29 protein-coding genes and 1 pseudogene are annotated in these 26112 nt (G+C 73.2%); 16 read left to right on the forward strand and 14 right to left on the reverse strand.

Features of this window, described 5'->3' with window-relative positions; translation table 11 throughout:
• Positions 1-53: 53 nt before the first annotated feature.
• Both larE and DS079_RS06445 read right to left on the reverse strand, forming a co-directional pair.
• Positions 54-1010 carry an ATP-dependent sacrificial sulfur transferase LarE gene (gene larE / locus DS079_RS06440; protein WP_164736136.1) on the reverse strand — a complete coding sequence of 319 codons (957 nt, stop codon included), beginning with the start codon at positions 1008-1010 and terminating at the stop codon, positions 54-56.
• The gene (locus tag DS079_RS06445) at positions 1007-2359 is read right to left on the reverse strand and encodes a lactate racemase domain-containing protein (RefSeq protein ID WP_126985874.1); all 1353 of its coding nucleotides are present in this window, start codon (positions 2357-2359) and stop codon (positions 1007-1009) included. Before DS079_RS06445 ends, larE begins: the two co-directional genes overlap by 4 nt.
• A gap of 190 nt (positions 2360-2549) precedes the next feature.
• On the opposite strand from DS079_RS06445, the gene DS079_RS06450 reads away from it, so the two are divergent.
• From DS079_RS06450 to DS079_RS06460, 3 genes and pseudogenes are all read left to right on the forward strand, one after another.
• A complete protein-coding gene (locus DS079_RS06450; protein ID WP_126985876.1) occupies positions 2550-3128 on the forward strand; it encodes a GNAT family N-acetyltransferase in 579 nt (192 codons plus the stop codon).
• Positions 3129-3235: 107 nt separating this feature from the next.
• A pseudogene (locus DS079_RS17230) lies at positions 3236-3598 on the forward strand (hypothetical protein); the annotation flags it as partial.
• A 2-nt stretch (positions 3599-3600) separates the two neighbouring features.
• Positions 3601-3780, forward strand: a complete 180-nt coding sequence (locus DS079_RS06460) for a hypothetical protein (protein ID WP_126985878.1) — start codon at positions 3601-3603, stop codon at positions 3778-3780.
• A 129-nt stretch (positions 3781-3909) separates the two neighbouring features.
• On the opposite strand, the gene DS079_RS17595 is transcribed toward DS079_RS06460, so the two are convergent.
• The 3 genes from DS079_RS17595 to DS079_RS06470 all read right to left on the reverse strand — a co-directional run bounded on the left by DS079_RS17595 (position 3910) and on the right by DS079_RS06470 (position 5575).
• Positions 3910-4035, reverse strand: a complete 126-nt coding sequence (locus tag DS079_RS17595) for a hypothetical protein (RefSeq protein WP_259813519.1) — start codon at positions 4033-4035, stop codon at positions 3910-3912.
• Positions 4036-4252: 217 nt separating this feature from the next.
• Positions 4253-4786, reverse strand: a complete 534-nt coding sequence (locus DS079_RS06465) for a P-loop nucleotide/nucleoside kinase family protein (RefSeq protein ID WP_126985880.1) — start codon at positions 4784-4786, stop codon at positions 4253-4255.
• Between the two features lie 3 nt (positions 4787-4789).
• Positions 4790-5575 carry a class I SAM-dependent methyltransferase gene (locus DS079_RS06470; protein ID WP_126985882.1) on the reverse strand — a complete coding sequence of 262 codons (786 nt, stop codon included), beginning with the start codon at positions 5573-5575 and terminating at the stop codon, positions 4790-4792.
• Positions 5576-5714: 139 nt separating this feature from the next.
• Here DS079_RS06470 and DS079_RS06475 point away from each other — a divergent pair, with 139 nt between their 5' ends.
• Both DS079_RS06475 and DS079_RS06480 read left to right on the forward strand, forming a co-directional pair.
• A complete protein-coding gene (locus DS079_RS06475; RefSeq protein ID WP_126985893.1) occupies positions 5715-6389 on the forward strand; it encodes a GntR family transcriptional regulator in 675 nt (224 codons plus the stop codon).
• Positions 6389-7651, forward strand: a complete 1263-nt coding sequence (locus tag DS079_RS06480; protein ID WP_126985895.1) for an MFS transporter — start codon at positions 6389-6391, stop codon at positions 7649-7651. Before DS079_RS06475 ends, DS079_RS06480 begins: the two co-directional genes overlap by 1 nt.
• Positions 7652-7658: 7 nt before the next feature.
• Here DS079_RS06480 and DS079_RS06485 read toward each other — a convergent pair whose 3' ends face one another.
• Positions 7659-8042 carry a GNAT family N-acetyltransferase gene (locus tag DS079_RS06485; protein ID WP_126985897.1) on the reverse strand — a complete coding sequence of 128 codons (384 nt, stop codon included), beginning with the start codon at positions 8040-8042 and terminating at the stop codon, positions 7659-7661.
• Between the two features lie 99 nt (positions 8043-8141).
• Between DS079_RS06485 and DS079_RS06490 the strand changes: the two genes are divergently transcribed.
• Positions 8142-9533 (forward strand): amino acid permease, encoded by a 1392-nt coding sequence (locus tag DS079_RS06490; protein ID WP_126985899.1) that lies wholly within the window; start codon positions 8142-8144, stop codon positions 9531-9533.
• Here DS079_RS06490 and DS079_RS17700 read toward each other — a convergent pair.
• Positions 9491-9829 carry an LCP family glycopolymer transferase gene (locus DS079_RS17700; protein ID WP_338027652.1) on the reverse strand — a complete coding sequence of 113 codons (339 nt, stop codon included), beginning with the start codon at positions 9827-9829 and terminating at the stop codon, positions 9491-9493. The genes DS079_RS06490 and DS079_RS17700 overlap by 43 nt on opposite strands.
• Positions 9830-9933: 104 nt before the next feature.
• Between DS079_RS17700 and DS079_RS06500 the strand changes: the two genes are divergently transcribed.
• On the forward strand, positions 9934-11106 hold the full coding sequence (locus tag DS079_RS06500) for an acetyl-CoA C-acetyltransferase (protein ID WP_126985901.1): 1173 nt from the start codon (positions 9934-9936) through the stop codon (positions 11104-11106).
• Between the two features lie 490 nt (positions 11107-11596).
• Positions 11597-11806 carry a hypothetical protein gene (locus DS079_RS06505; protein WP_126985903.1) on the forward strand — a complete coding sequence of 70 codons (210 nt, stop codon included), beginning with the start codon at positions 11597-11599 and terminating at the stop codon, positions 11804-11806.
• Here DS079_RS06505 and DS079_RS06510 read toward each other — a convergent pair.
• Positions 11764-12297 (reverse strand): GNAT family N-acetyltransferase, encoded by a 534-nt coding sequence (locus DS079_RS06510; protein WP_126985906.1) that lies wholly within the window; start codon positions 12295-12297, stop codon positions 11764-11766. The two genes, DS079_RS06505 and DS079_RS06510, sit on opposite strands and share 43 nt — an antisense overlap.
• A 76-nt stretch (positions 12298-12373) precedes the next feature.
• Here DS079_RS06510 and DS079_RS06515 point away from each other — a divergent pair, with 76 nt between their 5' ends.
• Together DS079_RS06515 and DS079_RS06520 are read left to right on the forward strand one after the other, a co-directional pair.
• On the forward strand, positions 12374-13207 hold the full coding sequence (locus DS079_RS06515) for a phosphotransferase (protein WP_126985908.1): 834 nt from the start codon (positions 12374-12376) through the stop codon (positions 13205-13207).
• 85 nt (positions 13208-13292) lie between these two features.
• Positions 13293-13865, forward strand: coding sequence for a CueP family metal-binding protein (locus DS079_RS06520; RefSeq protein WP_126985910.1), 573 nt, complete (start codon positions 13293-13295; stop codon positions 13863-13865).
• 13 nt (positions 13866-13878) lie between these two features.
• Here DS079_RS06520 and DS079_RS06525 read toward each other — a convergent pair whose 3' ends face one another.
• Complete coding sequence (locus DS079_RS06525; protein ID WP_373877731.1) at positions 13879-15969, reverse strand: heavy metal translocating P-type ATPase; 2091 nt, start codon at positions 15967-15969, stop codon at positions 13879-13881.
• 219 nt (positions 15970-16188) lie between these two features.
• On the opposite strand from DS079_RS06525, the gene DS079_RS06530 reads away from it, so the two are divergent.
• Together DS079_RS06530 and DS079_RS06535 are read left to right on the forward strand one after the other, a co-directional pair.
• Positions 16189-16635: an ArsR/SmtB family transcription factor gene (locus DS079_RS06530; RefSeq protein WP_126985912.1), complete on the forward strand. Its 447-nt coding sequence runs from the start codon at positions 16189-16191 to the stop codon at positions 16633-16635.
• Positions 16632-17570 carry a cation diffusion facilitator family transporter gene (locus tag DS079_RS06535; protein WP_126985914.1) on the forward strand — a complete coding sequence of 313 codons (939 nt, stop codon included), beginning with the start codon at positions 16632-16634 and terminating at the stop codon, positions 17568-17570. The genes DS079_RS06530 and DS079_RS06535 overlap by 4 nt, the downstream gene beginning before the upstream one ends.
• Before the next feature lie 34 nt (positions 17571-17604).
• Here DS079_RS06535 and DS079_RS06540 read toward each other — a convergent pair whose 3' ends face one another.
• Positions 17605-18849, reverse strand: a complete 1245-nt coding sequence (locus DS079_RS06540) for an MFS transporter (protein ID WP_126985916.1) — start codon at positions 18847-18849, stop codon at positions 17605-17607.
• Between the two features lie 141 nt (positions 18850-18990).
• Here DS079_RS06540 and DS079_RS06545 point away from each other — a divergent pair, with 141 nt between their 5' ends.
• From DS079_RS06545 to DS079_RS06560, 4 genes are all read left to right on the forward strand, one after another.
• Positions 18991-19413 carry a VOC family protein gene (locus tag DS079_RS06545; RefSeq protein ID WP_126985918.1) on the forward strand — a complete coding sequence of 141 codons (423 nt, stop codon included), beginning with the start codon at positions 18991-18993 and terminating at the stop codon, positions 19411-19413.
• 102 nt (positions 19414-19515) lie between these two features.
• Positions 19516-19755 carry a TraR/DksA family transcriptional regulator gene (locus DS079_RS06550; protein WP_309298676.1) on the forward strand — a complete coding sequence of 80 codons (240 nt, stop codon included), beginning with the start codon at positions 19516-19518 and terminating at the stop codon, positions 19753-19755.
• A 16-nt stretch (positions 19756-19771) separates the two neighbouring features.
• Positions 19772-20713, forward strand: coding sequence for a ribokinase (locus DS079_RS06555; RefSeq protein ID WP_126985922.1), 942 nt, complete (start codon positions 19772-19774; stop codon positions 20711-20713).
• A gap of 137 nt (positions 20714-20850) precedes the next feature.
• Entirely contained in the window at positions 20851-21513 is a 663-nt protein-coding gene (locus tag DS079_RS06560; RefSeq protein ID WP_126985924.1) for a carbonic anhydrase, read from the forward strand.
• A gap of 9 nt (positions 21514-21522) precedes the next feature.
• Here the strand turns inward: DS079_RS06560 and DS079_RS06565 are convergent, their stop codons facing one another.
• The 4 genes from DS079_RS06565 to pabB all read right to left on the reverse strand — a co-directional run bounded on the left by DS079_RS06565 (position 21523) and on the right by pabB (position 26108).
• The gene (locus tag DS079_RS06565) at positions 21523-21921 is read right to left on the reverse strand and encodes a hypothetical protein (RefSeq protein ID WP_126985926.1); all 399 of its coding nucleotides are present in this window, start codon (positions 21919-21921) and stop codon (positions 21523-21525) included.
• 65 nt (positions 21922-21986) lie between these two features.
• Positions 21987-23441 carry an alpha/beta hydrolase family protein gene (locus tag DS079_RS06570; RefSeq protein ID WP_126985928.1) on the reverse strand — a complete coding sequence of 485 codons (1455 nt, stop codon included), beginning with the start codon at positions 23439-23441 and terminating at the stop codon, positions 21987-21989.
• Positions 23441-24229 (reverse strand): hypothetical protein, encoded by a 789-nt coding sequence (locus DS079_RS06575; RefSeq protein ID WP_241237574.1) that lies wholly within the window; start codon positions 24227-24229, stop codon positions 23441-23443. Before DS079_RS06575 ends, DS079_RS06570 begins: the two co-directional genes overlap by 1 nt.
• Positions 24230-24338: 109 nt before the next feature.
• Positions 24339-26108, reverse strand: a complete 1770-nt coding sequence (gene pabB / locus DS079_RS06580) for an aminodeoxychorismate synthase component I (RefSeq protein ID WP_126985932.1) — start codon at positions 26106-26108, stop codon at positions 24339-24341.
• Positions 26109-26112 lie beyond the last annotated feature (4 nt).

The following is a 26112-nucleotide window of genomic DNA, read 5'->3' on the forward strand; positions in this document are numbered from 1 at the left end:
CGGCGGACCCCGCGTCGCCGGCGGACCCCGCGCCGTCGGCCGGCCCCGTGGCCTCAGCCACGGCCGCCCTTCCCGACGATCTGCAGGGAGAACAGGCCCGAGCGGATGCCGTCGAGGTCGATGGTGACGTGCTGGAAGCCGGTCTCCTTGCCCGCCGCGACGAGCGCCTCGCGGATCTCGGGCTCCATCGCGCGGGCCAGCTCCTCGGTGGGCAGCTCGATGCGTCCGACGGCGCCGTGGTGGCGGACCCGGCAGTCGCTGAAGCCCTGCTCGTAGACGGCGTCCTCGAGGTCGTCGATCTGGCGCAGCTTCTCGGGGGTGACCTCCTGCCCGAAGGGGACGCGGGAGGCGAGGCAGGGAGCGGCGGGCTTGTCCGCGACGGGCAGGGACAGCTGCCGCGCGACCTCGCGCACCTGCGACTTCGTCATCCCGACGACGGACAGCGGCCGCAGCACCCGGTGCCGGGTCGCGGCGCCCGCGCCGGGGCGGTCGTGGCGGGTGGCGTCGTCAGCGTTCTCGCCGTAGGCGACGGCGTCGAGCCGCTGCTCGCCGACGACGTCCTCGCCGATGCGGGTGAACAGCTCGTCCTTGCAATGAAAACACCGAGCAGCGTCATTTTTCTGGTAGTCGGGGTTCTCGCCCTCGTGGGTGGGGACCTCGACGACCTGCGCGCCGATCACGCGAGCGACCTGGTGGGCGAGGCGCCGCTCGCGGCGGGCGAGGGACGGGGAGACGCCCAGCAGCGCGACGACGCTCTCGGCGCCGAGCGCGCGCACGGCGAGCGCGAGCAGGGTCGCGGAGTCGACGCCGCCGGAGTAGGCGACGCCGAGCTTCCTCACGCCCGCGAGCTCGGTGGAGACGGCGTCGGCGAGCTCGAGCGCCTCGCCGGTGAGCGCATCGGGGGTCATCTCCTCGGCCTCGAAGCCGGGATGACCGGGTGCGAACAGCGAGGTGGGGGCCTGCGGGGCGGTGCCGAGGGTGAGCGGGACGGGCTGGCGGACGGAGGTCACTTGCTCTGCTCCGCGGCGCCGTCGCACTCGGAGGCGAGGCGGAAGAGGACCTCGCCCGCGTGGTCGATCACGAGGGTGTCGGGGTCGTCGCGCAGCGCCTCGATGTCGAGGGAGGCGGGGTCCATGTACAGCACGTTGTACGCCTCGGTCTCCTCCTTGGAGATGGAGGTGGCGAAGTAGCGGTTCACACGCTGCTTCTCCTCCCCGGTCTCGGGGTCGTAGGTACCGAGGCCCGTGACGTGGGTGGAGTGGGCGAGCTCGCCCCAGGGGTGGTCCTTGAAGCGGTCCCACTGCTTCGTGAAGTACTCGATGTTGTGGTACCCGATCTCTCGGATGCCGGGATGCATCTCGGCGACCGCGGTGATGTGCGGGGCGTAGATGATCACGTCGCCGCCGTCGGCGCAGACGGGCTCGGACTTGTAGAAGCCCTTCGCGCCGGTCCACATATCCTCGTACATCTCCGGGACGAGGGCGACGATCCGCTTGTAGGGCTTCTCGACGTAGGTGATGTGGGTCTGCGCGGAGATCTTCGCCATCGCGGCCCAGGCGGCCTGCGGGTCGCCGAAGGCGATCGCGCCGAGGTCCGCTCCGCCTTCGGCGACGTCCATGGTGAAGACGAGCTTCTCGGAGGGGATGAGCTCGCTCGCGGCGTCGATGAGCTGGCGCACGGGGGTGATGCCGAGGGTGCCGATGATGCGGCTGGCGGTGATCAGCGCGCCCACCCAGTGGGAGATGTCGATGACGTCGTGCACCGAGCAGCCGGGGAAGAAGTACTTGTTGCCGCCGGAGAAGCCGACCACCTCGTGGGGGAAGACGGGGCCGACGACGAGGTTGACGTCGGACTCGACGCAGAGCTTGTTGATCTGCACGTTCATGGGGATGTCGGTGAGCAGCCCGCCGGTGAGCTCGGCGATCTGCTCGGCGGGGATGACGCCGAGGTCCGCGATCTGGGAGGGGTCGTCCCAGGCGTGGTTCAGGACCGTCCACTCCGGGTACGTGGCCTTCGCGCCGCGCTCGGTGGAGCCGAGCAGCTGGTCGATGGCCTGCTCGCTCATCGCGGCGTGGGTGCCGAGCGCGATCAGCACGGTGACGGAGGAGACGCGGCCGGCGAGCGCGTCGTGGATCGCGGGCAGCACCTTGGGGAGGGGGACGGAGCGGGTGCCGTCCGGGATGATCACGCAGACGCTCTTGCCGTCGAGGTCCTGCCCGGCGAGCTGCTCGGCGACGAAGCCGGCGATCTGTTCGTCGGTGAGGATGCCTCCCGGGCCGCCGAGCAGGGCGGCCCGTTCGGCCAGGCCCTCGGGGATCGGGTGGATCGTGGGCTGCTGGGTCGCCGTCGTCAAGCTCATGGCTCCCACTATGCGCCGTGACCTGGCCGGGGACAAGGACGGCCCGGCTGTTGCCACGGAGTGGCCGACGCTTCGAGTTCGACCCCGACGCCCCGGGCTGCGAGTTCGACGTGCTGCGCGCACGGATGCGGGAGTCGTCGTGAACGCAGCGGCCGTCCGTGCCCCGGACGAGCTGGGCTACCGTGCCGGAGTGCCGAACTCTCTCCGCGATGCCCGCCCCGCCGACCTGCCCGCCGCTGCGCACACTCTCGCCACGGCCTTCGACGACTACTCGTGGACACGGTGGTCGATCCCCGAGGACCACCATGCCGAGCGACTCGAGGAACTGCAGTCGATCTACCTCGAGCACGCCCTGATCAGTGGCATCGTTCTCGTGAGTGAGCACCTGGACGGGGTGGCCGCCCTGCTCCGCCCGCATTCCCCCGCCCCGGCGGACGCGGCGCAGGCACGGATCGCCGACCTGCTGGGCGACCGTCTCGACGTCTTCCTCGCCGCCGAGCTGCCGCCACGGCCGACCGAGGCGTGGGAGCTTGCGACCCTCGGAGTCCGCCCCTCGGCACGGGGGCGGGGCCTCGGCTCCGCACTGCTCGCCGAGGGCCTGCGCCGCGTCGATGCGGCCGGTGGGAGCTGCACGCTGGAGACCTCGGACCCCCGCAACGTGGAGCTGTACTCTCGCCACGGCTTCTCCGTCACCGCGACCACGCGGATCCCCGACGGCCCGGTCGTCCATTCGATGCTGCGAGCCCCCGTCGGGACGGGACGGCCGTGATCCCTCGCGACTGCGCGGGTGCGCCGCTCGGGCCGGGCGGGGTGCTCCACGCCCTCAGCTCACCGCATCGGCGATACTGCGCGGAGTGGTGAGGCTTCCCCGGCGGCCACGCCGAGCCGGGAGACAGCGCATCCGCAGCGCTGCGGCGGGAGCAGCGCGAGGAGATCGGGGTGGAGGTCGAGGTGAGCGGGGATCCGCGACTGCATGTCGAGGAGTCGGAGGCGGACGGCGGCCTGGACGAGTGGGCGGGCCGCCTCGGCCTGCTCACCGGGGCAGGTTCGACGCGCTGCTCGCGACCGGTGGCAGGTTCGCGGAGATCTTCGCGGAGCAGACCTCCTGACCTGCAGCACCAGAGATCACCTGCTTGCCGATCGGCGGGTATCCCGATCCGCCACGCCGGCTCCTCCTCAGTGCCACCGCCGAGAACTTCCATCTCCTGCCCCGGTGACTCGCTGACACGTACTGTCTGACCATGGGGATCACGGGATTCATGGGACTCGGGGGCTGGGAGATCATCATGCTGCTCGCGGTGGTCATCGCCGCGGTGGTGGTCGTCGCAGCGCTCTTCGCGGTCGTCCGGGCGGCCGCCGCCTCCGGCGCACGACGGGCGCAGCGAGAGACGGAGCCGACGCGCGAGGATCGACCGGACTGACTCTCTCTCGCCACTCGGCACGGTGCCCTGCCCACTCGTGCACCGCTCTTCCCGGCGCGCCGCGCTCGCGCGACTCCGCCGCCTACGCCGACGGCGTGATGAAGCTCGTCGACGACGTGGTGCCCTGCCTCAGCGGCTCTGGTCGAGCGCGTCCAGGCGCTGCAGGACGGTGCCGAACGGGCTGCCGTCCGCGAGCGCTCGCGTCGTGGCGCTCGTGCTCGTGGCGGTCGCGCGCGCCTGCTGGTGATCCGTCATGTCGACCTCTCCCCTGGTGGTTGTCGGGTCCCATGAAAGCGCGGCACGGGCATCCACCGGTGCACCTCTCATGACTTTCCGGTGCTCCGGGCAGCCAGGTCAGGTGACGTCGCTGGTCAGCGACGCTCGGTCCACGCCGACCACCTGGAAAGTTACGCTTTCCACCCTTGGTCCGCGCGGCGTGACGAGACGGGGCGAGCGGCCGGTCGCTGTCGGCTCAGCGGATCGCAGGAGGCCACCGGTCCGCGCGCCACGCACCCCAGTCCGCGAACCCCGTCGGCGGTGCCGGGATCGGCTCGCTGCCGTCGACCTCCTCCTCGCTAGGGCGCTGGAAGATGTCGGCCCAGGAGGCGAGTTCGGCCTCGGAGATCGGCCAGGTGGTGTGCGGCTCCTCGGCGAGACGGCGGCCCAGGCGGCGTCGCTGCTCGGCGGGATCGACGTCGCAGAAGAGCATCACGACCTCGGCGCCGCGGTCGGCGGCGGCCCGGCGGAGGCTGGAGCGCTCGTCCTTGCCCCAGAGCCCGAAGTCGAGGACGACGCTCGTCCCGAGCTCGAGGGCGCGCAGCGCGATCCCCACGAGCCGGCCCTCGATGACGTCGGAGGCCTGCTCGGGGTTCTCGCTGCCGTAGAGCGCCTTCATCCACTCGTCCTTGGTGAGCCGCAGCGCGCCGTGCTCGGCCTCGATGCGGCGGGCGGCGGTGGTCTTGCCGGTGCCGGGCAGGCCGACGGTGAGGAACAGGGTCGGGGGCATCGCTCAGGCCTCCTCGTCCAGGGGTCGCGCGGCGAGCGCGCAGGCGGCGCGCACGGGGAAGGACAGGATGCCGCCCGAGTCCGCGAGATCCCCGGTGCGCGCGGCGAGGACCTCCCGGATGCGCGCGCGGACCTGCGGCGTCTGCGCGCACACGACCGCTCCCGGGGTGGCGATGCCCGCCTCGAGTCCCGCCCACAGGTCCTCGGGGCGGATCCGCCAGTCCCAGTGCAGGTCGCGGGCCTCCACGACCTCCAGCCGTGCCTCCCGTGCGAGGCCGGTGAGCCCGTCGGCGCTGCGGTCGAAGTCCTCGTCGGCCGGGAGTCGCTCCGGCGGCGGGAGCACGGCGCCGGCCTCCTCGAACACTTCGCCGAGCAGCGCGCTCCAGCTCGCACCTCCGGCGGGCCAGATCGTCATCGCGAGGCGCCCGCCGGGGCGCAGCACGCGGCGCAGCTCGGCGAGCGCGGCGCGAGGGCGGCCGACGTGGTTGATCACGAAGTTCGCCGCGATCGCGCCTTCGCCCGCATCAGGCAGGGGCAGGTCGGGCAGCGCGGCGCGGAGCACCTGCCCGCGCAGGCGACGACGGGCGGCCTCGACCATGGACTCGTCGGCATCCAGCGCCATCACCGTCCGTCCCGCATGCTCGGCTCGCGCGGCCAGGCGTCCGGTGCCGCAGCCGACGTCGAGCAGCTCCCCGTCGGGCAGATCGGCGAGCAGTCGTGCGGAGACGCCGTCGCAGAGGGTCGCGAAGGACCGGTCATAGGCCTCGGCGGTGGCGGTCCAGTCCCTCATGCCTCCAGTGAACCGCACCGCGACCGCGGGGACGAGGGACACTCGCGAACGGCGCCGCACTGCCCATCACGGCTCCTCAGCGGAGAACCGCGCGGCAACCCGATTTGCATCCATTGATGCATGCATTAGGATCGCCTCCATGCGTTCCCCCACCCTCCCCTGGCTAGATGACCGCGAGAACCGGCCGATCGCGACGCAGATCGCCGCGAGGACGGCCCGACAGATCGCCACCGGCGATATCGAGCCGGGCGCCCTGCTGCGTGAGGTCGACGTCGCCGAGGAGCACGGCGCGAGCCGCACCCCGGCGCGCGAGGCGATGCTGCAGCTGGAGACCTGGGGGCTGGTGCGCCTCCTGCCGAAGAAGGGCGCCCAGGTCACGACCCCGACCGCCCGGGAGCGGGAGGAGCTGCTCTCTGTCCGCGCGATGCTCGAGGGGCACGCCGTCTCCCGCATCGCGCCCGACGAGACCCGTCGGACCTCCCTCGTCGAGGCGCTCGCGCCGGTGCTCGCGGCGCAGGAGGGCGCGACCGGCCGACCCGCGGACTTCGCCGTCCACGACTACGCCTTCCACCTCACCCTCGCCTCCCACGACGGCAACCGCGTGGTCGAGGAGGTGCTGCGCGCGCTGGGACCGCGGCTGTTCCGCCTCACGCATCTGGCAGTCCTCTCCCCCGCCGCGGACCTGCCCGCCCTGCACCGCGAGCACGTCGAGCTCACCGATGCGGTGGCGCGCGGGGACGTCGCCGGCTTCCGCGAGATGATCGAGGGCCACCTGCATACCGGCCACGATGCCTACTCGGTGGTGTCCGAGTGATGCGCGCGCGGATCCCGGCCTGGCTGGCCGTCGCCCCGACGGGCTTCCTCCTCGCCTGGGGCGGCAACCACTTCACGCCGCTGCTGCACGTGTACGAGACCGTCGGCGGCTATGCGCCCTGGCAGGCGAACCTGCTGCTGGGGATGTACGTCGCCGGCCTCGTCCCGGGGATGCTGCTGGCCGCGGGGCTCTCGGACCATCACGGCCGTCGGCCGATCGCGATCGCGGGCCTGCTCGCCGGGGCGCTCGGCAGCGTGGTGCTCGCGGCGAGCATGTCGAGCTTCGTGCTGCTGTGCGCCGGCCGCGTCCTCGCCGGGATCGGCGTGGGTGTGGGCATGTCGGTCTGCTCGACCTGGATCAAGGAGCTCTCCTCCGCCCCGCACGATCCGCGTGCGACGCCGACCGCCGGGGCACGACGCTCCTCGATGATCCTCACCCTCGGCTTCGCGCTCGGCGCGGGCGTGACGGGCTCGCTCGCCCAGTGGGCGCCGCTGCCGGGGCAGCTGCCCTTCCTCGTCCATCTCGGGCTGTGCCTGCTCGCCGGGATCGCGCTGCTCGCGGCGCCGGAGAGCCTGCCGCGCGAGCTGCGGGCCCGCGGCGCGCTGCGCGATGACCTGAGGGTCCCCTCGGTGAGGCATCCCCTCTTCGCGCGGATCGTGCTGCCGGCCGCGCCGTGGGTGTTCGCCGCCGCCGGGGTCGCCTACGCCATCCTGCCTGCGACGGTCGAGGCGCAGATCGGGGACTCCGCGACGATCTACGCGACGGGCCTGACGGTGCTCACCCTGGGCGTCGGCGCGATCGCCCAGGGCACCGTGGGCCTGATCGACCGCCTCACCCGCGGCCGCGCGCTGGTCGTGGGCCTGAGCGGCATGAGCGCGGGGATGATCCTCGCCGCCGTCGCCGCGGATCTGCGCCGCCCGGTGCTGGTGGTGGGCGTCGCGGCGCTGCTCGGCGCGTCCTACGGGGTGTGCGTGGTGGCGGGGCTGGTCATCGCCCAGTCCCTCGCCTCTCCGCGCGAGCTCGCCGGGATCACCGGCGTCTACTACTCCCTCGCCTATCTCGGTTTCCTGCTGCCGACGATCCTCGCGGCGCTCACCCCGGTCCTGCCCTACACGGGAGGCCTCGTGATCGTCGCGGCGGTGTGCGTGCTGTGCCTCGCGACCGTCGCCTGGGGTCTGCGCCGCCCGCTCCCGACGCCGACGGCCGACGCGGTGGAGGACGAGCTCGTCGACCCCGAGGTCGCCTCGGTCGCCGCCTCCTGAGCAGTCCTCACCGCATGGTCGCGGCGAGCTCCGCCTCGCTCAGCGCGCGGTCCGCGAACACCAGGCGCACGGCCGACGGATCGGGGTTGCCGGCGTCGGGACCGCGATGGCGCAGCGCGAGCACGACCTTCCGTGCGACTGCGGCGGAGGCCGGGTTGTTCTCGAGCAGGTAGGCGACCACCGGCAGCTCCGGGCGGCGCTCGCGGGCGGCCTCAACCGCAGCACGGGCCAGCTCGGTCGCGAACCCGCGCCCCTGCGCCTCGGGCGCGAAGCGGTACCCGAGGTTCCAGAACGCGTCCTGCCGCACCGCGCATCCTCCGTGCCCCACCCGACTCGCCGCGGTGGCGCCCCCGTCGGCCGGACCCGCGCTCCGCCGGACGTGGCCGGACACACGTGGCCGCGCGCCACCCCGCCCCGTACCGTGTCAGAGGCACAAGAAGTGTCGGCGGCGTCCGCGCCGCCTCCCTCCCCTCCTCGGAGCCACCCCTCGATGAGCACGTCCACGCAGCCGACCGACACCCCCGCGACCACGCGTCGCCGTCCCGGCCTCTCGGCGCGACACCTGCACTTCATCGCCCTCGGCTCCGCGATCGGGACGGGCCTGTTCTACGGCTCGGCCGGCGCGATCCAGGCCGCGGGCCCCTCCGTGCTGCTGGTGTACCTCCTCGGGGGCGCGGTCGTGTACTTCATGCTCCGCGCGCTCGGTGAGATGGCGGTGCGGATGCCGATCTCCGGCTCCTTCGCTGAGTACACGCGTCGCTTCCTGGGCCGCTGGGCCGGGTACATCACCGGCTGGATGTTCGCCTTCGAGATGCTGATCGTGTGCCTCGCGGACCTCACCGCGATCGCGATCTACATGCGCTTCTGGTTCCCGGACACCGACCAGTGGATCTGGGTGGCGCTGACTCTGCTCATCGTCGGCGCCGCGAATCTCGCGAGCGTCCGCTGGTTCGGCGAGCTGGAGTTCGTCTTCACGATCGTGAAGGTCGCCGCGGTGGTCGCGATGATCGCGGGAGGCGCGGCGATCCTCGCCTTCGGGCTCGGCGATCCCTCGACGCCCACGGGTCTCGCGAACCTCACCGCCGACGGGGGCTTCTTCCCGCACGGGCCCGGCGGCATGATCAGCGCGTTCGTCCTGGTGCTCTTCGCCTTCGGCGGCACCGAGATCATCGGTGTGGCCGGCACCGAGGCGGAGGACCCCGCCAGGGCGATCCCGAAGGCCGTGAACACGGTCCCGGTGCGGATCCTGCTGTTCTACGTCCTCGCGATCGGCGTGATCCTGCTGCTCACCCCGTGGCAGCAGATCACCGGCGAGGAGTCCCCCTTCGTGCAGATCTTCGACACCCTCGGCGTGAACTGGGCGGCGGCTCTGTTGAACGTCGTGGTGATCACCGCGGCGCTCTCGGCGATCAACGCGGACCTGTTCGGCGCGGGCCGCGTCGTCGCCGGCATGGCCCGCCAGCGCCTGGCCCCCGCAGCCCTGTCCCGCACGATGCGCGGCGTGCCGGTCCTGACCACCCTCGCGATGCTCGGCGTGCTCGTCGTGGGCGTGCTGCTGAACTGGGCGCTGCCGGACGAGGTGTTCACGATCGTCGCGTCGCTGGCGACCTTCGCGACCGTGTTCGTGTGGCTGATGATCCTGCTCGCGCAGGTCGCCTCCCGCCGCGGCATGAGCCGCGAGGAGCGCGCGGCGCTCGCGTTCCCCGTGCCGCTGTGGCCCTACGGGCAGGCGTTCGCGATCGCGTTCATCCTGTTCACCTTCGGGATCATGGTGTGGATCAGCGAGTACCACCTCGCGCTGCTGACGGGCGTGGGCTTCGTGGCGCTCATGAGCGTGCTCTACGTCGTCGCAGGCCGTCGGCGGCGCCGCTCGCAGGGCTGACCTGCCGGTTCAGCCGTCGCAGAGCGAGGCGTCGGCCGTGCGGGTGGTCGCGCCGTCCACCGAGCGGGAGGGCGGGCTGGTCGCGGTCGGCGGGCGAGGACCCGCGAGCTGCTCACCTCCTCCACCACCGCGGACATCGCCATCTGCTGGTGGCCCAGGCGCGCGATGTCGCTGCCGTCGCCGACCGCATGGCGGTTGCGGGCCAGGGCCAGGGCACCCTTCCCGTGCACGCCGGTCAGCTCCTCCACCGCGGCGGCCGAGCAGGCCGGGCCGGAGTTCAGGGCGGAGTTGAGCATGCCGCGTCCCCCGGCGAAGCCGCCGCTGCCGGTGAGCCCGGGACCGCGTCGATGCCGTGCGGCACAATGGCGACCGACACCGCCGTCACCGCAGGGAGGATCCCATGACCGAGATCGTCGTCGTCGCCGCGGCCCGCACGCCGCAGGGCCGACTCCAGGGGGCACTGTCCTCGTTCTCCGCACCGCAGCTGGGCGCGCTCGCGATCGAGGGCGCGCTCGAGCGCGGCGGAGTGGACCCCGCGACCGTCGACGCCGTGATCATGGGGCAGGTGCTCCCGGCCGGCTCCGGCCAGAACCCCGCCCGGCAGGCCGCGCTCGGCGCCGGGATCGGCTGGGGCACTCCTGCGCACAGCGTGAACAAGGTGTGTCTCTCGGGCCTGACCGCCGTGATCGACGCGGCGCGGATGATCGCCTCCGGCGATGCCGAGGTCGTGGTCGCCGGCGGCATGGAGTCCATGTCCCAGGCCCCGCACCTGCTGATGGGCTCCCGCGCCGGCTGGAAGTACGGGGCGGTCGAGGCGCTGGACCACATGGCCCACGACGGCCTCACTGATGCCTACGACGGGGTGAGCATGGGCGAGTCCACGGAGCGCCACAACCCTCGCTTCGAGATGACGCGCGAGGACCAGGACCGGGTCGCGGCGCTGTCCCATCAGCGCGCGGCCGCCGCGGCGGAGCTGCTCGCCGAGGAGATCGTCCCCGTCCCGGTGCCGCAGCGCCGCGGGGAGCCCGTCGACGTCACGGCCGACGAGGGCATCCGCCTGGACACCTCCGAGGACTCGCTGGCCCGCCTGCGCCCCGCCTTCGCCGAGGGCGGCACGATCACGGCCGGGAACTCCTCCCAGATCTCCGACGGCGCGGCCGCGCTGGTGCTCACCACGTCCGCCCGCGCCGATGCGGAGGGCTGGCAGATCATGGCCCGGATCGGCGCGAACGGGCAGACCGCCGGACCGGACAGCTCCCTCCAGGCCCAGCCCGCCGACGCGATCGCCCGGGCGCTCGAGAAGCAGGGGATCACCGTCGCGGATCTCGACCTCGTCGAGATCAACGAGGCCTTCGGCGCCGTGGTCGCCCACTCGCAGCGGGGGCTGGGCGCCTCCGAGGAGATCGTCAACGTGCACGGCGGCGGGATCGCGCTCGGCCACCCGATCGGCGCCTCCGGGGCCCGGCTCGTGGTGCACATGGCGCACGAGCTGACGAGGCGGGGCAGCGGCACCGCCGCGGTGGGGCTGTGTGGCGGGGGCGGGCAGGGTGAGGCGCTCGTGCTGCTGCGGTGACCGGGTCGATGCACCCGGGCCAGCTCGAGATCTCGCAGGAGCTCGCCGCGCAGCTGGTCGCACGCCTGCCGCCCGGCACGCACCCGCGGACGGTCCGGCTGCTCGAGCCCTCCGCGACGACCAGCACCGTGGCGCGGATCGGGGAGGGGATCGCCGCCCGCTTCCCGCTCGGGCCGTCGGATCCGGTGACTGCTCGAGCAGCCCTCGTCGCCGAGCACGAGGCGATGGGCGAGTTCGCGGCCGTCTGCCCGCTGCCCGCTCCGGAGCCGGTCGTGCTCGGGGAGCCGTCGGCCGCGCTCCCGATGCCCTTGTCGGTGCAGACCTGGGGTCCCGGGCGAGGTCGCGGACCCCGAGGCCCTCGCCTCTTCCGACTCGGCGACAGACGACCTCGCCGACCTGCTCCCCGCGCTGCGCGCCGTCCCGACCAGCGGCCGACGCTTCCGAGGCCCGGGACGCGGCGGAGACCTCACCGCGCACGAGGACTGGGTGCGTGCGTGCCTCGAGCACTCCCGCGACCCTGCGGCTGCGGCACCGCCTGGGCAGCTCGGACCTCGAGTGGGAGCGCGGGGCGGCCTGGGCGTTCGTGCAGGCCATCGGGCTCGTCTGGTACTACGTGGACTCAAACCCGGTCGTGGCCGAGCTGGGCCGCTCGACCTGTCAGCGGCTGCTGGAGGACCCGTCGGCCGCGGCCGGAGCCTGATCGAGCACGAGCTGGAGGAAGGCGAGATCGAGCCAGCGCCCGAACTTCACCCCCACCTGCGGGAGCACTCCCACGCGGGTGAAGCCGAAGCGCTCGTGCAGGCGCACGGAGCCCTCGTTCTCCGCGTCGATCCCGGCGATCATCACGTGGATCCTCTGCGCGCGGGCGCGCTCGAGCAGGGCGGTGAGCAGCGCCGAGCCGGTGCCGCGCCCCCGCAGCCCCTCGCGCACGTAGACAGAGTGCTCGACGGTGTGGCGATAGCCGTCGTGCGGACGCCACGGCCCGTAGGTCGCGTAGCCGAGCACGGTCCCGTCGCCCTCGAGCGCGACAAGCACCGGGAAGCCGCCCGCCTGCCGCTCGGCGATCCATTCGGCGCGGTCGGCCGCGTCGACGAGGCGCTCGTTCCAGATCGCGGTGGTGTGCTCGACAGCATGGTTGTAGATCTCGGCGATGCCGCCGGCATGCTGCGCGGTCGCGTCGAGGATCTGCATCGGGGCCTCCAAAGGCGTCGTGGACCCGCAGAGCATAGTCCTCTGCACGCCGACTCCCTGGCCGTACCGTGCCTCCATGGACATCACCCCCTTGGACGAGCCCCGCGTGCCGAACGCCCTTGCGCTGCTCACGGACCTCGGCCTGCCCGCCGAGGAGGCGGTGGTGCTGCACGCCTCGAACACGCTCACGCTGCGCCTCCGGCCGGCCGACGTGGTGGCGCGCATCGCCCCGCGCGACCGCGCCGGAGATCTCGCGGTCGAGCTAGAGCGGGCCGAGGCGCTGCAGGCCGTCGGCGCGCCCGTCGGCCCTCCCGACCCGCGCCTCGCGCCGACGGTGCACCTGCGCGGCGAGCATGCGATCACGCTGTGGGAGCACCTGCCCGCCCGAGACCGCGAGGAGATGCCGCCAGCCGAGTTCGCGGACTCGCTCGCGGCGCTGCACACCGGGATGCGGGCGCTGGACCTGCCCGTCCCGCCGCTCGCGGACAGGGTGGGGCACGCCCTGGACCTGCTGCGGGACCCGGAGCGCACCCCGGCGCTCGCCGCCGCGGCCCGGTCCCTGCTGCAGGAGACCCTCGCCCGCCTCGCAGAGCGTGCCGCGACCGGCGGCCCGCAGCAGATCCTGCACGGCGAGCCGCATCCCGGGAACGTGCTGGACACCCCCTCCGGGCCGCGGTTCATCGACCTGGAGACCTTCTGCCGCGGGCCGGTCGAGTTCGACCTCGCCCACGCCCCCGCCGAGGTCGCCGCGCACTATCCGGGCCACGACCCGGCGCTGCTCGAGGACTGCCGCACCCTCTCGCTCGCGATCGCGACGACCTGGCGCTTCGACCGGCAGGACACCTTCCCGGACGGCCGCGCGATCGGCGAGGCGTGGCTGACCGAGGTGCGGGCGCGCGTCGAGGAGTGAGGCCGCGGGACCGCGGTCCCAGCTCGCACATACCCTGCCCGGGTATGGTCGGGGGGACCTCGCCGTCGTCCCGAAGGATCCTCCGATGACTGTCGCCCTGCCGCGTCGCACCCTGCTCGCCGCCCTCGCCGCGACCCCGCTGGTGCTCGCCGGCTGCTCCGCCGGCCCGACGGCCGCGGAGGAGCTGCTGTCCGCCCACGACCTGCCCGCCGGCACGGCCCGCGAGGTGATCGACGCGCTCGAGGCGCTGCCGCTCGAGAAGCGGCCCTCGGACCTGCTCGCCTCCGTCGGCACCGACGTGCTCACCCTCTCCGACGCCGCCGGGCGGGAGGCGACCCTCGAGCTGCCCGCGGAGGAGCTGTACGTCTCGGTCGCGCCGTTCGTGTCCGGCACCCATGAGTGCTTCCTCCACAGCCTCACCACGTGCCTCGGCGAGCTGGCGGAGGAGGGGCTCGCGGTGCGGGGCGAGGACGCCTCCGGGGCGGTGCTGATCGACGAGGAGCGCACCACCGCGCCGAACGGCTTCCTGGGCCTGTGGCTGCCCCGGGACGCGGAGCTCACGCTCACCCTCGCCGGAGAGGCCGGTGAGGCCACGACGACGCTGCGCACCGACGCCGAGGCCCCCACCTGCATCACCACGATGCAGCTGGGGGCCTGAGCAAGGCAGCGCCTCAGCGCCGGACGGCGACCGCCTCGGGCCGCAGGTCCAGGCGGCGCAGCAGCTGTGCGTTCAGTGCGACCACGACGGTCGAGGCGCTCATCAGCAGCGCGCCGACGCTCATCGGCATGACGAACCCGATCGGGGCGAGCACCCCGGCGGCGAGCGGGACGGAGATCAGGTTGTACCCGGCCGCCCACCACAGGTTCTGCCGCATCTTCCGGTAGGCGGCGGTCGACAGCTCGATCACCGACAGCACGGCGCGCGGGTCCGAGGAGGCGAGCACCACCCCGGCGGAGCCGATCGCGACGTCGGTGCCGGCGCCGATCGCGAGGCCGACGTCGGCGCGGGCGAGGGCGGGGGCGTCGTTGACGCCGTCGCCGACCATCGCGACCTTCCTGCCCTCGTCCTGCAGCGCGGCGACGCGGCTCGCCTTGTCCTCGGGGCGCACGCCGGCGAAGACCCGGTCGATGCCGAGCTCGGCGCCGACGTGCTCGGCGACGTTCTGCGCATCGCCGGTGATCATGACGACCTGGATGTCGCGGGCGTGGAGCGCGTCGATCGCCTCGCGGGACTCCTGGCGCACCGCGTCGGCGAGCTTGAGGGCGCCGACGGGCTCGCCGTCGCGCAGCACGTGCAGCACGATCGCGCCCTCCTCGCGCCAGGCGGGAGTCTCCTCGAGCTCGGCGGCGCCGGTCTCCTCGAGGAGGCGCGGCCCGCCGACGCGGATCTCGTGCCCGTCGACCTGCGCGGTCACGCCGAGCGCCGGGGCGGAGGTGACGTCCGAGGCGGCGGGGACGCTCACCCCGTCGGCCTCGGCGCGCTCGCGGATCGCGCCGGCGAGCGGGTGCTCGCTCTCGGACTCGGCCGCGGCGGCCAGCCCCAGGAGCGTCGGCGCGTCGAGCCCGCTGCCGGGGGCGACGGCGATCTCGGAGAGCTCGGGCTCGCCGCGGGTGAGGGTGCCGGTCTTGTCGAACAGGACGGTGTCGACGGTGCGCATGCCCTCGAGGGCGAGGCGGTCGGTGACGAGCACGCCGGCGCGAGCCGCTCGCTCGGTCGCGAGCGAGACCACCAGCGGGATCGCCAGGCCCAGCGCGTGCGGGCAGGCGATGACCAGCACGGTGACGGTGCGGATGACCGCGTCGTCGGGCATGCCCAGCAGCGCCCAGACGAGCGCGGTGATGACCGCGGCGCCGAGCGCGAACCAGAACAGCCAGGCGGCGGCCCGGTCGGCGATGCGCTGGGCGCGGGAGGAGGAGCTCTGGGCCTCGGAGACCAGGCGCTGGATGCCGGCGAGCGCGGTGCCCTCGCCGGTCTCGGTGACCTCGATGCGCAGGTTCGAGTCGGTCGCGACGGTGCCGGCGACCACGCGGTCCCCCGTCGTGCGCTCCACGGTCCGGGACTCGCCGGTGATCATCGACTCGTCGACGTCGGCGCGGCCCTCGACGACGGTGCCGTCGGCCGGGATGGAGGCGCCGGGGCGGACCAGCACGAGGTCGCCGGTGCGCAGGTCGGCAGGGGCGACGGTGACGATCTGGTCGCCCTCGATCCGCTCGGCCTCATCGGGCAGGAGCGCGGCGAGGGAGTCGAGCGCGGAGGAGGTCTGCGCGAGGGAGCGCATCTCGATCCAGTGCCCGAGCAGCATGATCACGATCAGCAGTGCGAGCTCCCACCAGAACTCGAGCTCGTGATGGAGCAGGCCCAGGGTCGCACCCCAGGAGGACAGGAACGCGACGGTGATGCCGAGACTGATCAGCAGCATCATCCCCGGGGCGCGGGAGCGGAGCTCGGAGAGCCCGCCGCTGAGGAACGGCTTTCCGCCCCACACGTACATGACGGTGCCGAGCAGCGGCGCGACCCAGCGAAGGCCCGGCACGTCCGGGATCGTGTAGCCGATCAGGTCCGCGAACATCGGCGAGAGGCCGACGACAGGCACCGCGACCACCAGCATGATCCAGAACAGCCGACGGAACTGCGCGACGTGATCGCCGTGCCCGCCATGGCCGTGATGCCCGCCGTGCTGGTGCGTGCCCCGATCGCCGCCCTCGACGCCGAGAGCGACGTGGGAGTCCTGCCGTCCGTGCCCCTCGTGCTGTGTGCTCATACCGCGACCCTATACCCCTAGGGGGTATTGGCCAAGTGTGGGGGCCCGACATCACCCACCACTCTCCACCGAACGCCGACCGTCCGTCCCCGAGCCGGGGAGTCGTCGAAGAAATCCACGTACATCACGTACATGAAGCACATGACGTACGCGACAGTCGCCACGTGCCCCCGTGCCGCACCCCTCTCATTCATCGCCATTCATCGATATGATCGCCGCATGACGATGCCGATGGAATCCTCTCCCCCGCTCTTCGACGTGGACGAGTCCCAGGCCGCGCTCTTCCACGCCCTGGCCGAGCCGACCCGACTCGCGCTGCTCCAGCACCTCTCCACCGGGGAGCACCGGGTGCGGGACCTGGTCGACCACCTGCACCTGGCCCAGTCGACGGTCAGCAAGCACCTGGCCTGCCTGCGGGACTGCGGGCTGATCAGCAGCCGCAGCGAGGGCCGCGCCTCCTGGTTCTCGCTCACCGATCCGGAGCGGCTGCGCTCCCTGCTCGCCCTCGCCGCCGCGATGCTGTCCGGCGCAGGCGCGGCACCGACGGTCCACGAGCACCTGCACGACCCGCGCGTCGGCGGCGGCCCGGCCGACGAAGGCGACCCGCTCGACGCGAGCGGCCCGCCCGACGACGGCATCCCGCTCGGCGAGGCCGGCCCCCGATGACCGCCTCGCACACTCACGGCCATGGTCACAGCCACGCCTCCCCGACCACCGGCCGTGTCCGCCTCGCGATCGCCTTCGGGCTGACGGCCCTGATCGTCCTCGCCCAGGCGGTCGGCAGCGTGGTCACGGGCTCCCTCGCCCTGCTGACCGATACGGCGCACGCGCTCGTGGACGCCTCCGGGCTGCTGGTCGCGCTGATCGCCGCGACGATGCTGCTGCGTCCCGCGAGCCCCGCCCGCACCTGGGGCTTCGCCCGGATCGAGGTGCTCGCGGCGCTGGCCCAGGCGACGCTGCTGATCGTCGTCGGCACCTACACCGCGATCGAGGGGCTGCGCCGCCTCGCCTCCCCGCCCGAGATCGCCTCGACGGAGCTGCTCGTCTTCGGCGCGGTCGGGCTCGCGGTGAACCTGGTGGCGATCCTCGTGCTCGCCGGCGGCAAGAACACCAGCCTGAACATGAAGGCCGCCTTCCTCGAGGTCGCCAACGATGCGCTCGGCTCCCTCGGCGTGATCGTCGCGGCGCTCGTCATCCGCTGCACCGGCTTCCAGCAGGCCGACGCGCTCGCGGGCCTGTTCATCGCGGCGCTGATCGTGCCGCGCGCGGTGCGGATCCTGCGCGACACCCTGCGGATCCTCATGGAGTACACCCCCGAGGGCGTGGACCTCGACGAGGTGCGCGAGCACCTGCTGGCCCTCGAGCACGTCCAGGACGTCCACGACCTGCACGCCTCCAACGTCGGCAGCAGCCTGCCGATCCTCTCCGCGCACGTGGTGGTGGCCGAGGAGTGCTTCGGCTCGTCGCATGCGATGGAGATCCTCGAGGAGGTCCACGAGTGCGTGCGCACCCACTTCCCCGTCGCCTTCGAGCACGCGACCATCCAGATGGAGAGCCCCGACGTGCACGCGCGTGAAACGGCCCGAACGCTGCACGTCTGAGCGCGGCGCCGCCGAGGAACACGGCCCGATCACCTCACAGAACAGACGCCGCGGACCCTCCCCCTGCTTCCGCCGTCCCCAGCTGCTCCTCCTCCGTCGGCCGACGGGACGCGGTGGCGGGGCTGAGCACCGCCGCGAGGAGCGCGACCACGAGGGGGACGACGAGCGCGCCGCGCAGCCCGATCTCCTCGCCGAGGAACCCGAGCGTCGGCGGGCCGACGAGGAAGGCGAGATAGCCGATCACCGAGGCGAGGGCGACGCGCGCGGCGGAGTCCGGGCCGGAGTCGCCGGCGGCGGAGAGCGCGAGCGGGAAGCCGAGGGAGGCGCCGAGCCCCCACAGCACGACGGCGACGACGGCCACGACCTGGCTGTCCACGTAGGCGATGAGCGCGAGCCCGGTCGCAGCGAACAGGGCGCTGACCAGGAGCACGCGGGAGCGGCCGACGCGCTCCACGATCGGCCCGCCGGAGAAGCGGCCGATCGTCATCGAGGCCGCGAACAGGGCGAACACGAGCGAGCCCATGGTCGCGCCGAATCCGTGCCCGTCGACCATGATCAGCGGCAGCCAGTCATTGGCGGTGCCCTCGGCGAGCGCCATCGCGAGCACGACTCCGCCGATGCACACCAGCCGCAGGTCCTTCCAGATCGCCGGTCGCGGCGTCGCCGCCTGCGCGGCGCGCTCGGCGGCGGTGACCCTCCCGGTCCCGGTGGGGATCGCGCGCATCGCCCAGAGCAGCAGCCCCGCGCCGACGGCGGCCGTCGCCACCAGATGGGGCACCACCGGGAAGCCCGCGCCGTTGGCGAGGATGCCGAGCACCGCCCCGATCACCGTGCCGAGGCTGAAGCAGCCGTGCAGGGACGGAAGGAAGGAGCGCCCGCCGAGCCTCTCGACGTCGGCGCCCTCGACATTCATGGCGACCTCGCCGCCGCCCATCCCGCCGCCGAACAGCGCGAGGCCGAAGGCGGTGAGGAGCGGCTGCCCCATCGAGGCGCCGAGCGCGATCGTGGGCAGTGCGACGACCACCAGCGTCGACCCCGCGAGGACCACGGGACGGGTGCCGAGCCGCATCACGAGCGGTCCGGAGGAGAGGATCCCCAGCATCGACCCGATCGAGAGGCCGAAGAGCACCAGCCCCATCTGCGCAGTGGAGGCGTCCAGCAGGTCCCGCACCGCGGGCGTGCGGGTGACCCACGCGGACATGCTCAGGCCCGGCAGCAGGAACAGGGCGTAGAGCGCGAAGCGGCGTCGGCGCAGGGAGATCGTGGGCGAGGAGGTCACGCGGACGAGCGTACGCAGGGGGCGACCGCAGGTCACGGGCCGTCCGTCGCATCGCCCCTGGTGGACTGTCGGCCCCTGTGCCTACGCTCTCCCCGAGCGCCCGGCACCGAGCCGGCGCCGACGCCGAGGAGGACGTCCGCCATGCCCGCTGCACTGCATCCCTACCTCAACTTCGACGGCAACGCCCGCGAGGCGTTCGAGTTCTACGGCGAGGCCCTCGGGGCCACGCCCCAGTTCGCCACCTTCGGGGAGTTCCAGGCGGTCCCCGAGGGCGATCCCGCCGCCGAGAAGATCATGCACGGCTCGCTCGAGGTCACCGACCTGATCCGCCTGTACGCCTCCGACGTGATCGAGGGGATGGGCGAGTACACCCGCGGCACCAACGTCACCCTCTCCCTGATGGGCGATGACGAGGCGGTGCTGCGCGGCGCATACGAGAAGCTGTCCGTGGGCGGCGAGATCACGATGCCGCTCGAGAAGCAGATGTGGGGCGACGTCTACGGCGCCTTCACCGACCGCTTCGGCATCGTGTGGCAGGTCAACATCTCCGGCGCGGAGGGCTGAACCTTCTCCGACGACCTCCGTGACCTGCTCGAGGCCGAGCGGGCTCGCACCCGGGAGAGGATCGCGGCGCTGCGGCGCGACCACGCCGCGATCCTCGACGGGATGGCGCTGACCTCGACCGACGACGAGCACGACCCCGAGGGGCAGACCACCGCCGTGGACCGCTCCCGCACCGAGGCTCTGCTGGCCGGTGCCGAGCAGCACCTCGTCGATCTCGACGCCGCCGAGCAGCGGCTCGAGGACGGCAGCTACGACATCTGCGAGGTGTGCGCCCGGCCGATCCCGCGCGCCCGCCTCGAGGTCCGGCCGACCGCGAGGACCTGCGTGGACCACGCCGCCTGACCGTAGGCTTCCCGTCATGACCGCTGCGACCGCCTCCTCGCCCGACGGCACGATCGTCGTCGTCGGCTCCGTGAACGTCGACCTCCTCGCGCAGGTGCAGCGCCATCCCCGGCCCGGGGAGACGCTGCACGGCACGGGCGGGCAGATGCTCCCCGGCGGCAAGGGCGCGAACCAGGCCGTCGCCGCCGCGCGCCTCGGCGCACGGGTCGCGATGGTGGGTGCCGTCGGCTCCGACGTCCAGGCCGAGGCGGCGCTGTCCGCGCTGCGTGAGGCCGGAGTCGACCTCGGCCATGTCGCGGAGATCGAGGGGCCGACGGGACTGGCGATCGTGACGGTCGCGGAGGACGGCGAGAACTCGATCGTCGTCATCGCGGGCGCGAACGATGCCATGGACGCCGGCCGAGTGCGGGCCGCGGCCGAGGTCATCTCCGCAGCGCGCATCGTCGTGTGCCAGGGGGAGATCCCGCGGGACGGCATCGAGGCGCTGCCCGCCCTGGTCACGGGGAGGTTCCTCCACAACCCCGCACCGGTGATGGAGCTGGATCCGGCAGTGCTGCGCGCCTCGGACCCGCTGGTCGTGAACCAGCACGAGGCCGGGCTCGTCCTCGCCCAGCTCGTCCCCGGCCAGGAGGCGCCCGAGGATCCCGACGCCGTCGTCGCCGCCCTGCGCGCGGCGGGGATCCCCTCGGCCGTCCTCACCCTCGGTGCCGACGGCTCGCTGGTCGCCGACCAGGCCGGCGTGCGCCGCATCCCGCCCGCCCCGGTCGAGGCCGTGGACACCACCGGCTCCGGCGACGCCTTCATCGGCGCGCTCGCGCTCGGTCTCGCCCGCGGCGACGATCTCGCCACCGCCGCCCGCCTCGCCTCCCGCGTCGGCGCCTTCGCCGCGACCGGCGAGGGCGCCCAGCCCAGCTATCCCACCGCGGCCGACGCGCTCCCGCCGCTGCAAGAGGCCTGAGGCGACCCCCTTCACGGCGGACGCCACGGAGCCGGAGCGGACGCGGGAGTATCCTGCGGCGGGGCGTGAGCCCGCGAGGTCGCGCCCCTGCGCCGAGCGGACCCGCCCGGCGGACCCCACCACGAAGGATCGCCCCCATGACTACTCCCCGCGTCACCGTCCAGCAGGCCTGGGATGCCCTCGCCGAGGGGAACGAGAGGTTCATGGCCGGGGAGCTGCGTCACCCGCAGCAGAACGCGGCCCGTCGCTCCGAGCTGACCGGGGCGCAGGCGCCGAACGCTGCGTTCCTGGGCTGCTCCGACTCGCGCGTCGCAGCGGAGATCCTCTTCGACTGCGGCCTGGGCGATCTCTTCGTGGTGCGCAACATCGGCCAGATCGCGAACGAGAACACGGTCGCGACCATGGAGTTCGCGGTCGCGGAGCTCGGCGTCGCCGTCATCGTGGTGCTCGCCCACGGCTCCTGCGGCGCGGTGAAGGCCGCGATTGACCAGACCACCGCGAACCCCAGCGAGGTCACCCCCGCGATCCGCAAGGAGCTCGAAGAGATCCGCCCGGCCGTGCAGCAGGAGTGGTTCGCGACCCAGCAGGTCAGCCCCTACGTCGACCCCTCGCTCATCGACGTGGACGCCGTGGGCCGTCGCCACCTCGACGAGACGGTCAACGCCCTCATGCGCCAGTCCACCGTCATCTCCGACGCGGTCGCCGAGGGCAGGCTCGGGATCGTCGGCTGCCAGTACCAGCTCGAGGAGGGCCGGGTCTCCCCGATCTCCTGGGTCGGTCAGCTCGACGTCGCGCGCTGAGCAGAGCGTTCAGCCGCCGAGCTGCGCCTCGAGGTCGTCGGTGGTGACGTTCGCGCCCGAGGCCGGCTCGACCACATCCGCGGCGAGCACCCTCGTCGCGGCGTCGCCCTCGGGATGCGCCTCGATCCGTACGAAGGCCCGTCGCACCCCGGGCTGCTCGCGGTAGGTCCGGGAGACGGTCTCCAGCACCGTGAGCAGCGACTGCTCGACGCCGGCCCGGTCCTCCCCCGCCAGCACGAGCACCCCGCCGATGGTGGTGCCGGCGTTGGTGGAGTCCTGGAACTGCACGAGGCCATCCAGGTGCTCGGGCAGCGCCTCGACGGCGGTGCGCAGCGCGTCCTGCACGGCGCCGACGTCGCTGCGCCCGCCGAGTCCGCACGCGGCGAGCAGGCTTCCCACGATCCCCACCAGCACTCCTCTGCGGCCGACGCCTCTCATCGGCCCATCATCCCCCACCGTCACCGCGCGACGCCTCAGTTCTCACGGTGCACGCCAGAGCTGTAGTGCTGGACGTTGCCGGGATCTCCGGTGAGGAAGGGTGCGAGGCTCGGGTCCCGGTTGTACTGGGAGAGCGCCGAGTTCGGGTCCTGCAGCTGGGTCTGGACGGAGTTCTGGTACTCGGCGCCGCTGTGGTTGGTGCCGACGTCGAAGATGTTCGAGCCGGGGCTGTCGAGCGTCACCGTGGTGGTGCTGCCGGAGCCGATGTTCTGGTTCGCGAGCAGCTCGGAGGGGTTCGGGACCGGCAGCGGGATCGGGATGCCCTTGGGCCCCGGCACGACCGGCCCCATGTACGAGCCCTCGGCGTCGATGCGGGGCACGAGGTCCGACCCGTGCTGGATGTTCAGCTGGTTCACGGACGAGGGGACCGAGTAGTTGTCCACCGGCGAGCCGTAGGTCATGACGTTGGTGACGTTGTACTGCGAGGCGAAGTCCTCGTTCGCGGCGAGACTCGAGGCGATCATGCCGCCCTGCGAATGGCCGTTGAGCATCAGCGGGGTGCCGGGCGGGATGTCGTTGTCCGCATAGAGCTGCGCGATCGCGTCGGCCGTCGCCTGGGAGCCGGCGGACCAGCCGCCGGAGCCCGCCTGCAGCGCATTGCCGGTGAGGTCCATCGGGTTGTCCCCGGCGCTCAGCCCCCACTGCTCCGTGCCGGGGATGTTGACGATCACGCCGGTGGGCGGGTTGCCGACCACGCTCATCGAGACCTCGCCGGTCTCCTTGTCGCCGTAGGTCTGCTGGGTGTTCGCGATGATCTGGGAGAGGTCGCTCGGGGGCACCAGGCCGGACTCCTCGCCGGTGACCGGGACGGGCGCGTCCGCGTAGCCGGTGCCGTCGTCGCCCCAGTGGTGGTCCACCCCGGTCACGAGTTCGACCAGTCCGTTCGCGCCGCGGACCAGCCCCGTGGCCCCGTCGACCAGCACCTCGGTGAAGCGCGGCCATTCGAAGTCCCGCACGGCGTCGATCGCAGCGCTGACCAGGTCCTTCCCGTCCTGGACGCGGTCCCCGAGCCAGTCCAGGCCCTCGCCGATCCGGTCGCCGGCCCAGTCCGCGCCGTCGGAGATGCGGTCGCCCAGCCAGTCCATGCCGTCGCCGATCGCGTCGACGACGTCGCCGGCGGTGTCCCCCAGCCAGTCCATCATGTCGCCGAACCAGCCGCCGTCGCCGTCCTCGGAGGCCCGGTCCTGCTCCTCGACGTGCTGCTGCAGCTCGCGGGAGCGGTCCTCGAGCCCGGGCAGGACGAGCGACTCGCCCTCGCGATGGGTGCTCCCCCACTGCTCGCGGAAGGCGTCGGCGTCGGGGCCGACCCAGGCGACCGACCGGACGCTGCCGTCGAGGTCGCCGAGCAGTCCCTCGAGGCGCTGCGCCGCCCGGGCGAGCGCCTCGGACTGTCCGGTGACCTGCTCGGTGTCCATGCCCTGGAAGCTCATCAGGCGGCCCTCCCCGCGGCGTGGGCGGTGACGTGGTCGATCGCGCCGATCACCTTCGCGCACAGCGCATCGGCGAGGGAGCCGGGTGCGGCTTCGCGCACCTCGGCGCCGTCCTCGCCGGGGACCAGCACGGCGAGCTGCTCGCCGTGCTGCCCGAGCGCGTACCAGGAGCCGCCGCCGACGGTGGTCTCCTCCGGGGTCGGGGAGGAGACGACGACCATCTGCACCTGCGCTATCGACGGGGCGTCGGCGAGGTGATCCGGGGCGGGGGCGGGCTCCGCGTCGGTGAAGGCGGGGCGCTGCGGCACGAGGGACCGCACGAGCGCGCCCAGGTGCTCGATGGTCGCCAGGCCCAGCAGCACGGCGTTCGAGCGTCGGCCGAGCCGCATCGTCGTCTCGTCGGCGCTGACCTCGTGCTCCTGGTCGATGACCAGCACGAATCGTCCGGCGATCCGCAGCGTGGTGGTCCAGCCGCGGTCCCCGTCGACGCAGACGAGCTCGGCGCCGACCGGCGAGCGCAGCCCGCTGCGCAGCAGCTGCTCCCAGTGCTGGTCGAGGACGAGCGCGTCCTCGTCGTCCGGGGAGTCGACGAGGAGTCCGGCGAGCTCGAGCTCGACGACCTGCTCCTCGGTGAGCTCAGGGGAGGGCTCCTCACCGAGCGCGAGCTCACGCACCCGGGCGAAGGCCCCCTCGCTGATCCGCACCAGTCGCGAGGGCCCGGGCAGCGCGGCCACCCGCGGCCCCGCCCCTGGCGTCCTCGTCTGCCCCGACTCGTCCCGAGTCCTCATGACCGTCCCCCTCGCCCGTCGTCGCACCACTCCTCCGCGCACGTTAGGCGCGGCCGACGGGGGTGGGAATGGGGAGGACTCCCCATGGACAAGCGGCGGGCAGGCGTCGTCAGCCCTCCGCCAGCACCGCCCGACGCCACCCGCGTGCGGAGCTGACCACCGCGATCTCCTGCGCCCTCTCCAGGTCGGAGGCCGTCAGCTGCCGCTCCACGAGCTCCCCTGCCTCGAGCGCGAGGCGCCGCCCCACCCCGTCGAGGCAGCCGTCCTCGAGCGGCGGGGTGCACCAAGTGCCGTCCAGGCGCAGGGCGAGGCTCGCGACGGTGGTCTCGACGAGGCGTCCGTGAGCCCCGCGGAGGATGACGTCATCGTCCTCCGGGTGCCGTTGACGCGCCGCGTCGAAGTGATCGCGCACCGTGGTCTTGTGGGCGCTGAGCCCGACGGGGAAATCGGTGGGCTGCGCGTCCAGCACGAGCCGCACCGGCTCCGGCGCGGGAGTGAGCGGGCGGGGCTCGACGGAGACGCTCCCGTCGCGCCGCAGCCGCAGCCGCACCAGCTGCTCGCCCCCGAGCGCGGCGACCTGCCCGAGCGCGGCCTGCAGCGCCCTCTCGTCGATCCCGATCCCGAAGCGCTCGGCCGAGCCGCGCAGTCGCTCGAGATGGGGCTCGAGGTGCTGCGCACGTCCGTCCCTCACAGCGAAGGTCTCCAGCAGCGCGAAGGGCTCCCGCTGTCCCGTCGGCAGCACGGCGGCCTTGACCAGCAGCTCGTCGTACTCCCCGTCAGCCGTGGATCCCCAGGTCACGCCGCCGCCCGCGCCGTAGACGGCAGCACCGCCGGCCTCGTGGTCGATGACGACGGTGCGGATCGCGACGGACAGGCTCGCCCGCAGGGGCTCCCCCTCGCAGCCCGGGGAGACGACGCCGATCGCGCCGCAGTACACGCCGCGCGGGGTGTCCTCGAGGCGCCTGATCAGCTCCATCGTGGAGAGCTTCGGGGCGCCGGTGATCGAGCCGCAGGGGAACATCGCGCCGAGCACGCCCGCGAGGCCGGTGCCGGGCAGGGGCCGGGAGCGCAGGCGGGAGACCAGCTGGAACAGGGTCGGGTACTCCTCGACGCCGAGCAGCTCGGTGACCTCGACGCTGCCGGGCTCGCTGATCCGGGCCATGTCGTTGCGCAGCAGGTCCACGATCATGACGTTCTCGGCGCGGTCCTTCTCCCCTGTCGCGAGCATCTCCCGCGCCGCCTCGTCCGTCGCGGGATCGCCTGTGCGCGGGGCGGTGCCCTTCATCGGCGCGGTGGTGATCTCGTTCCCGTCCCAGGTCAGGAAGGTCTCGGGACTCGCCGAGACGACGGTGTGGCGCCCGAGCTCGAGATAGGCGTGGTGGGCGCCGCGCTGACGGTGGGCGAGGTCGCCGTAGAGGCCGTATGGGTCTCCGACGAGGCGCGAGCGGAGCCGGGTGGTGAGGTTCGTCTGGTAGGTGTCGCCCTCGGCGATCGCCGCCCGCACGGCCGCGATCGCCTCGGCGTGCTCGGCCCGGGTCCAGTCGGGCTGCCAGGGCTCGAGCGCGTACCCGTCCGCGGGGGTGAGCGGGGCGGGGTCGGGGTCCGGGGCCTCCGCGATCCCCGCCCACACCAGCGGCAGACCGTCCTGCCCGGCGTGGACCTGCGCGTCGGGGTCGAGCCCGGCGGCGGCCTCGTAGGCGATCATCACCACTGCCCAGGTGCCGTCGGCGACGGCCTGTTCGATCTCGGCGAGCGCGGGCCGCACCTCCTCGGGCCGCTCCGCCCGGATCTCCCGCGCGAAGTGGCCGAACTGCAGCGTCGTGCCCGCGACGAGGTCGTCGAGCCGGGCACGCGGCGCGGGTGCGGAAGCAGAGGTCACCCCC

The organism is Brachybacterium paraconglomeratum (genome assembly GCF_003994255.1).
Taxonomy (GTDB): Bacteria; Actinomycetota; Actinomycetes; order Actinomycetales; family Dermabacteraceae; genus Brachybacterium; species Brachybacterium conglomeratum.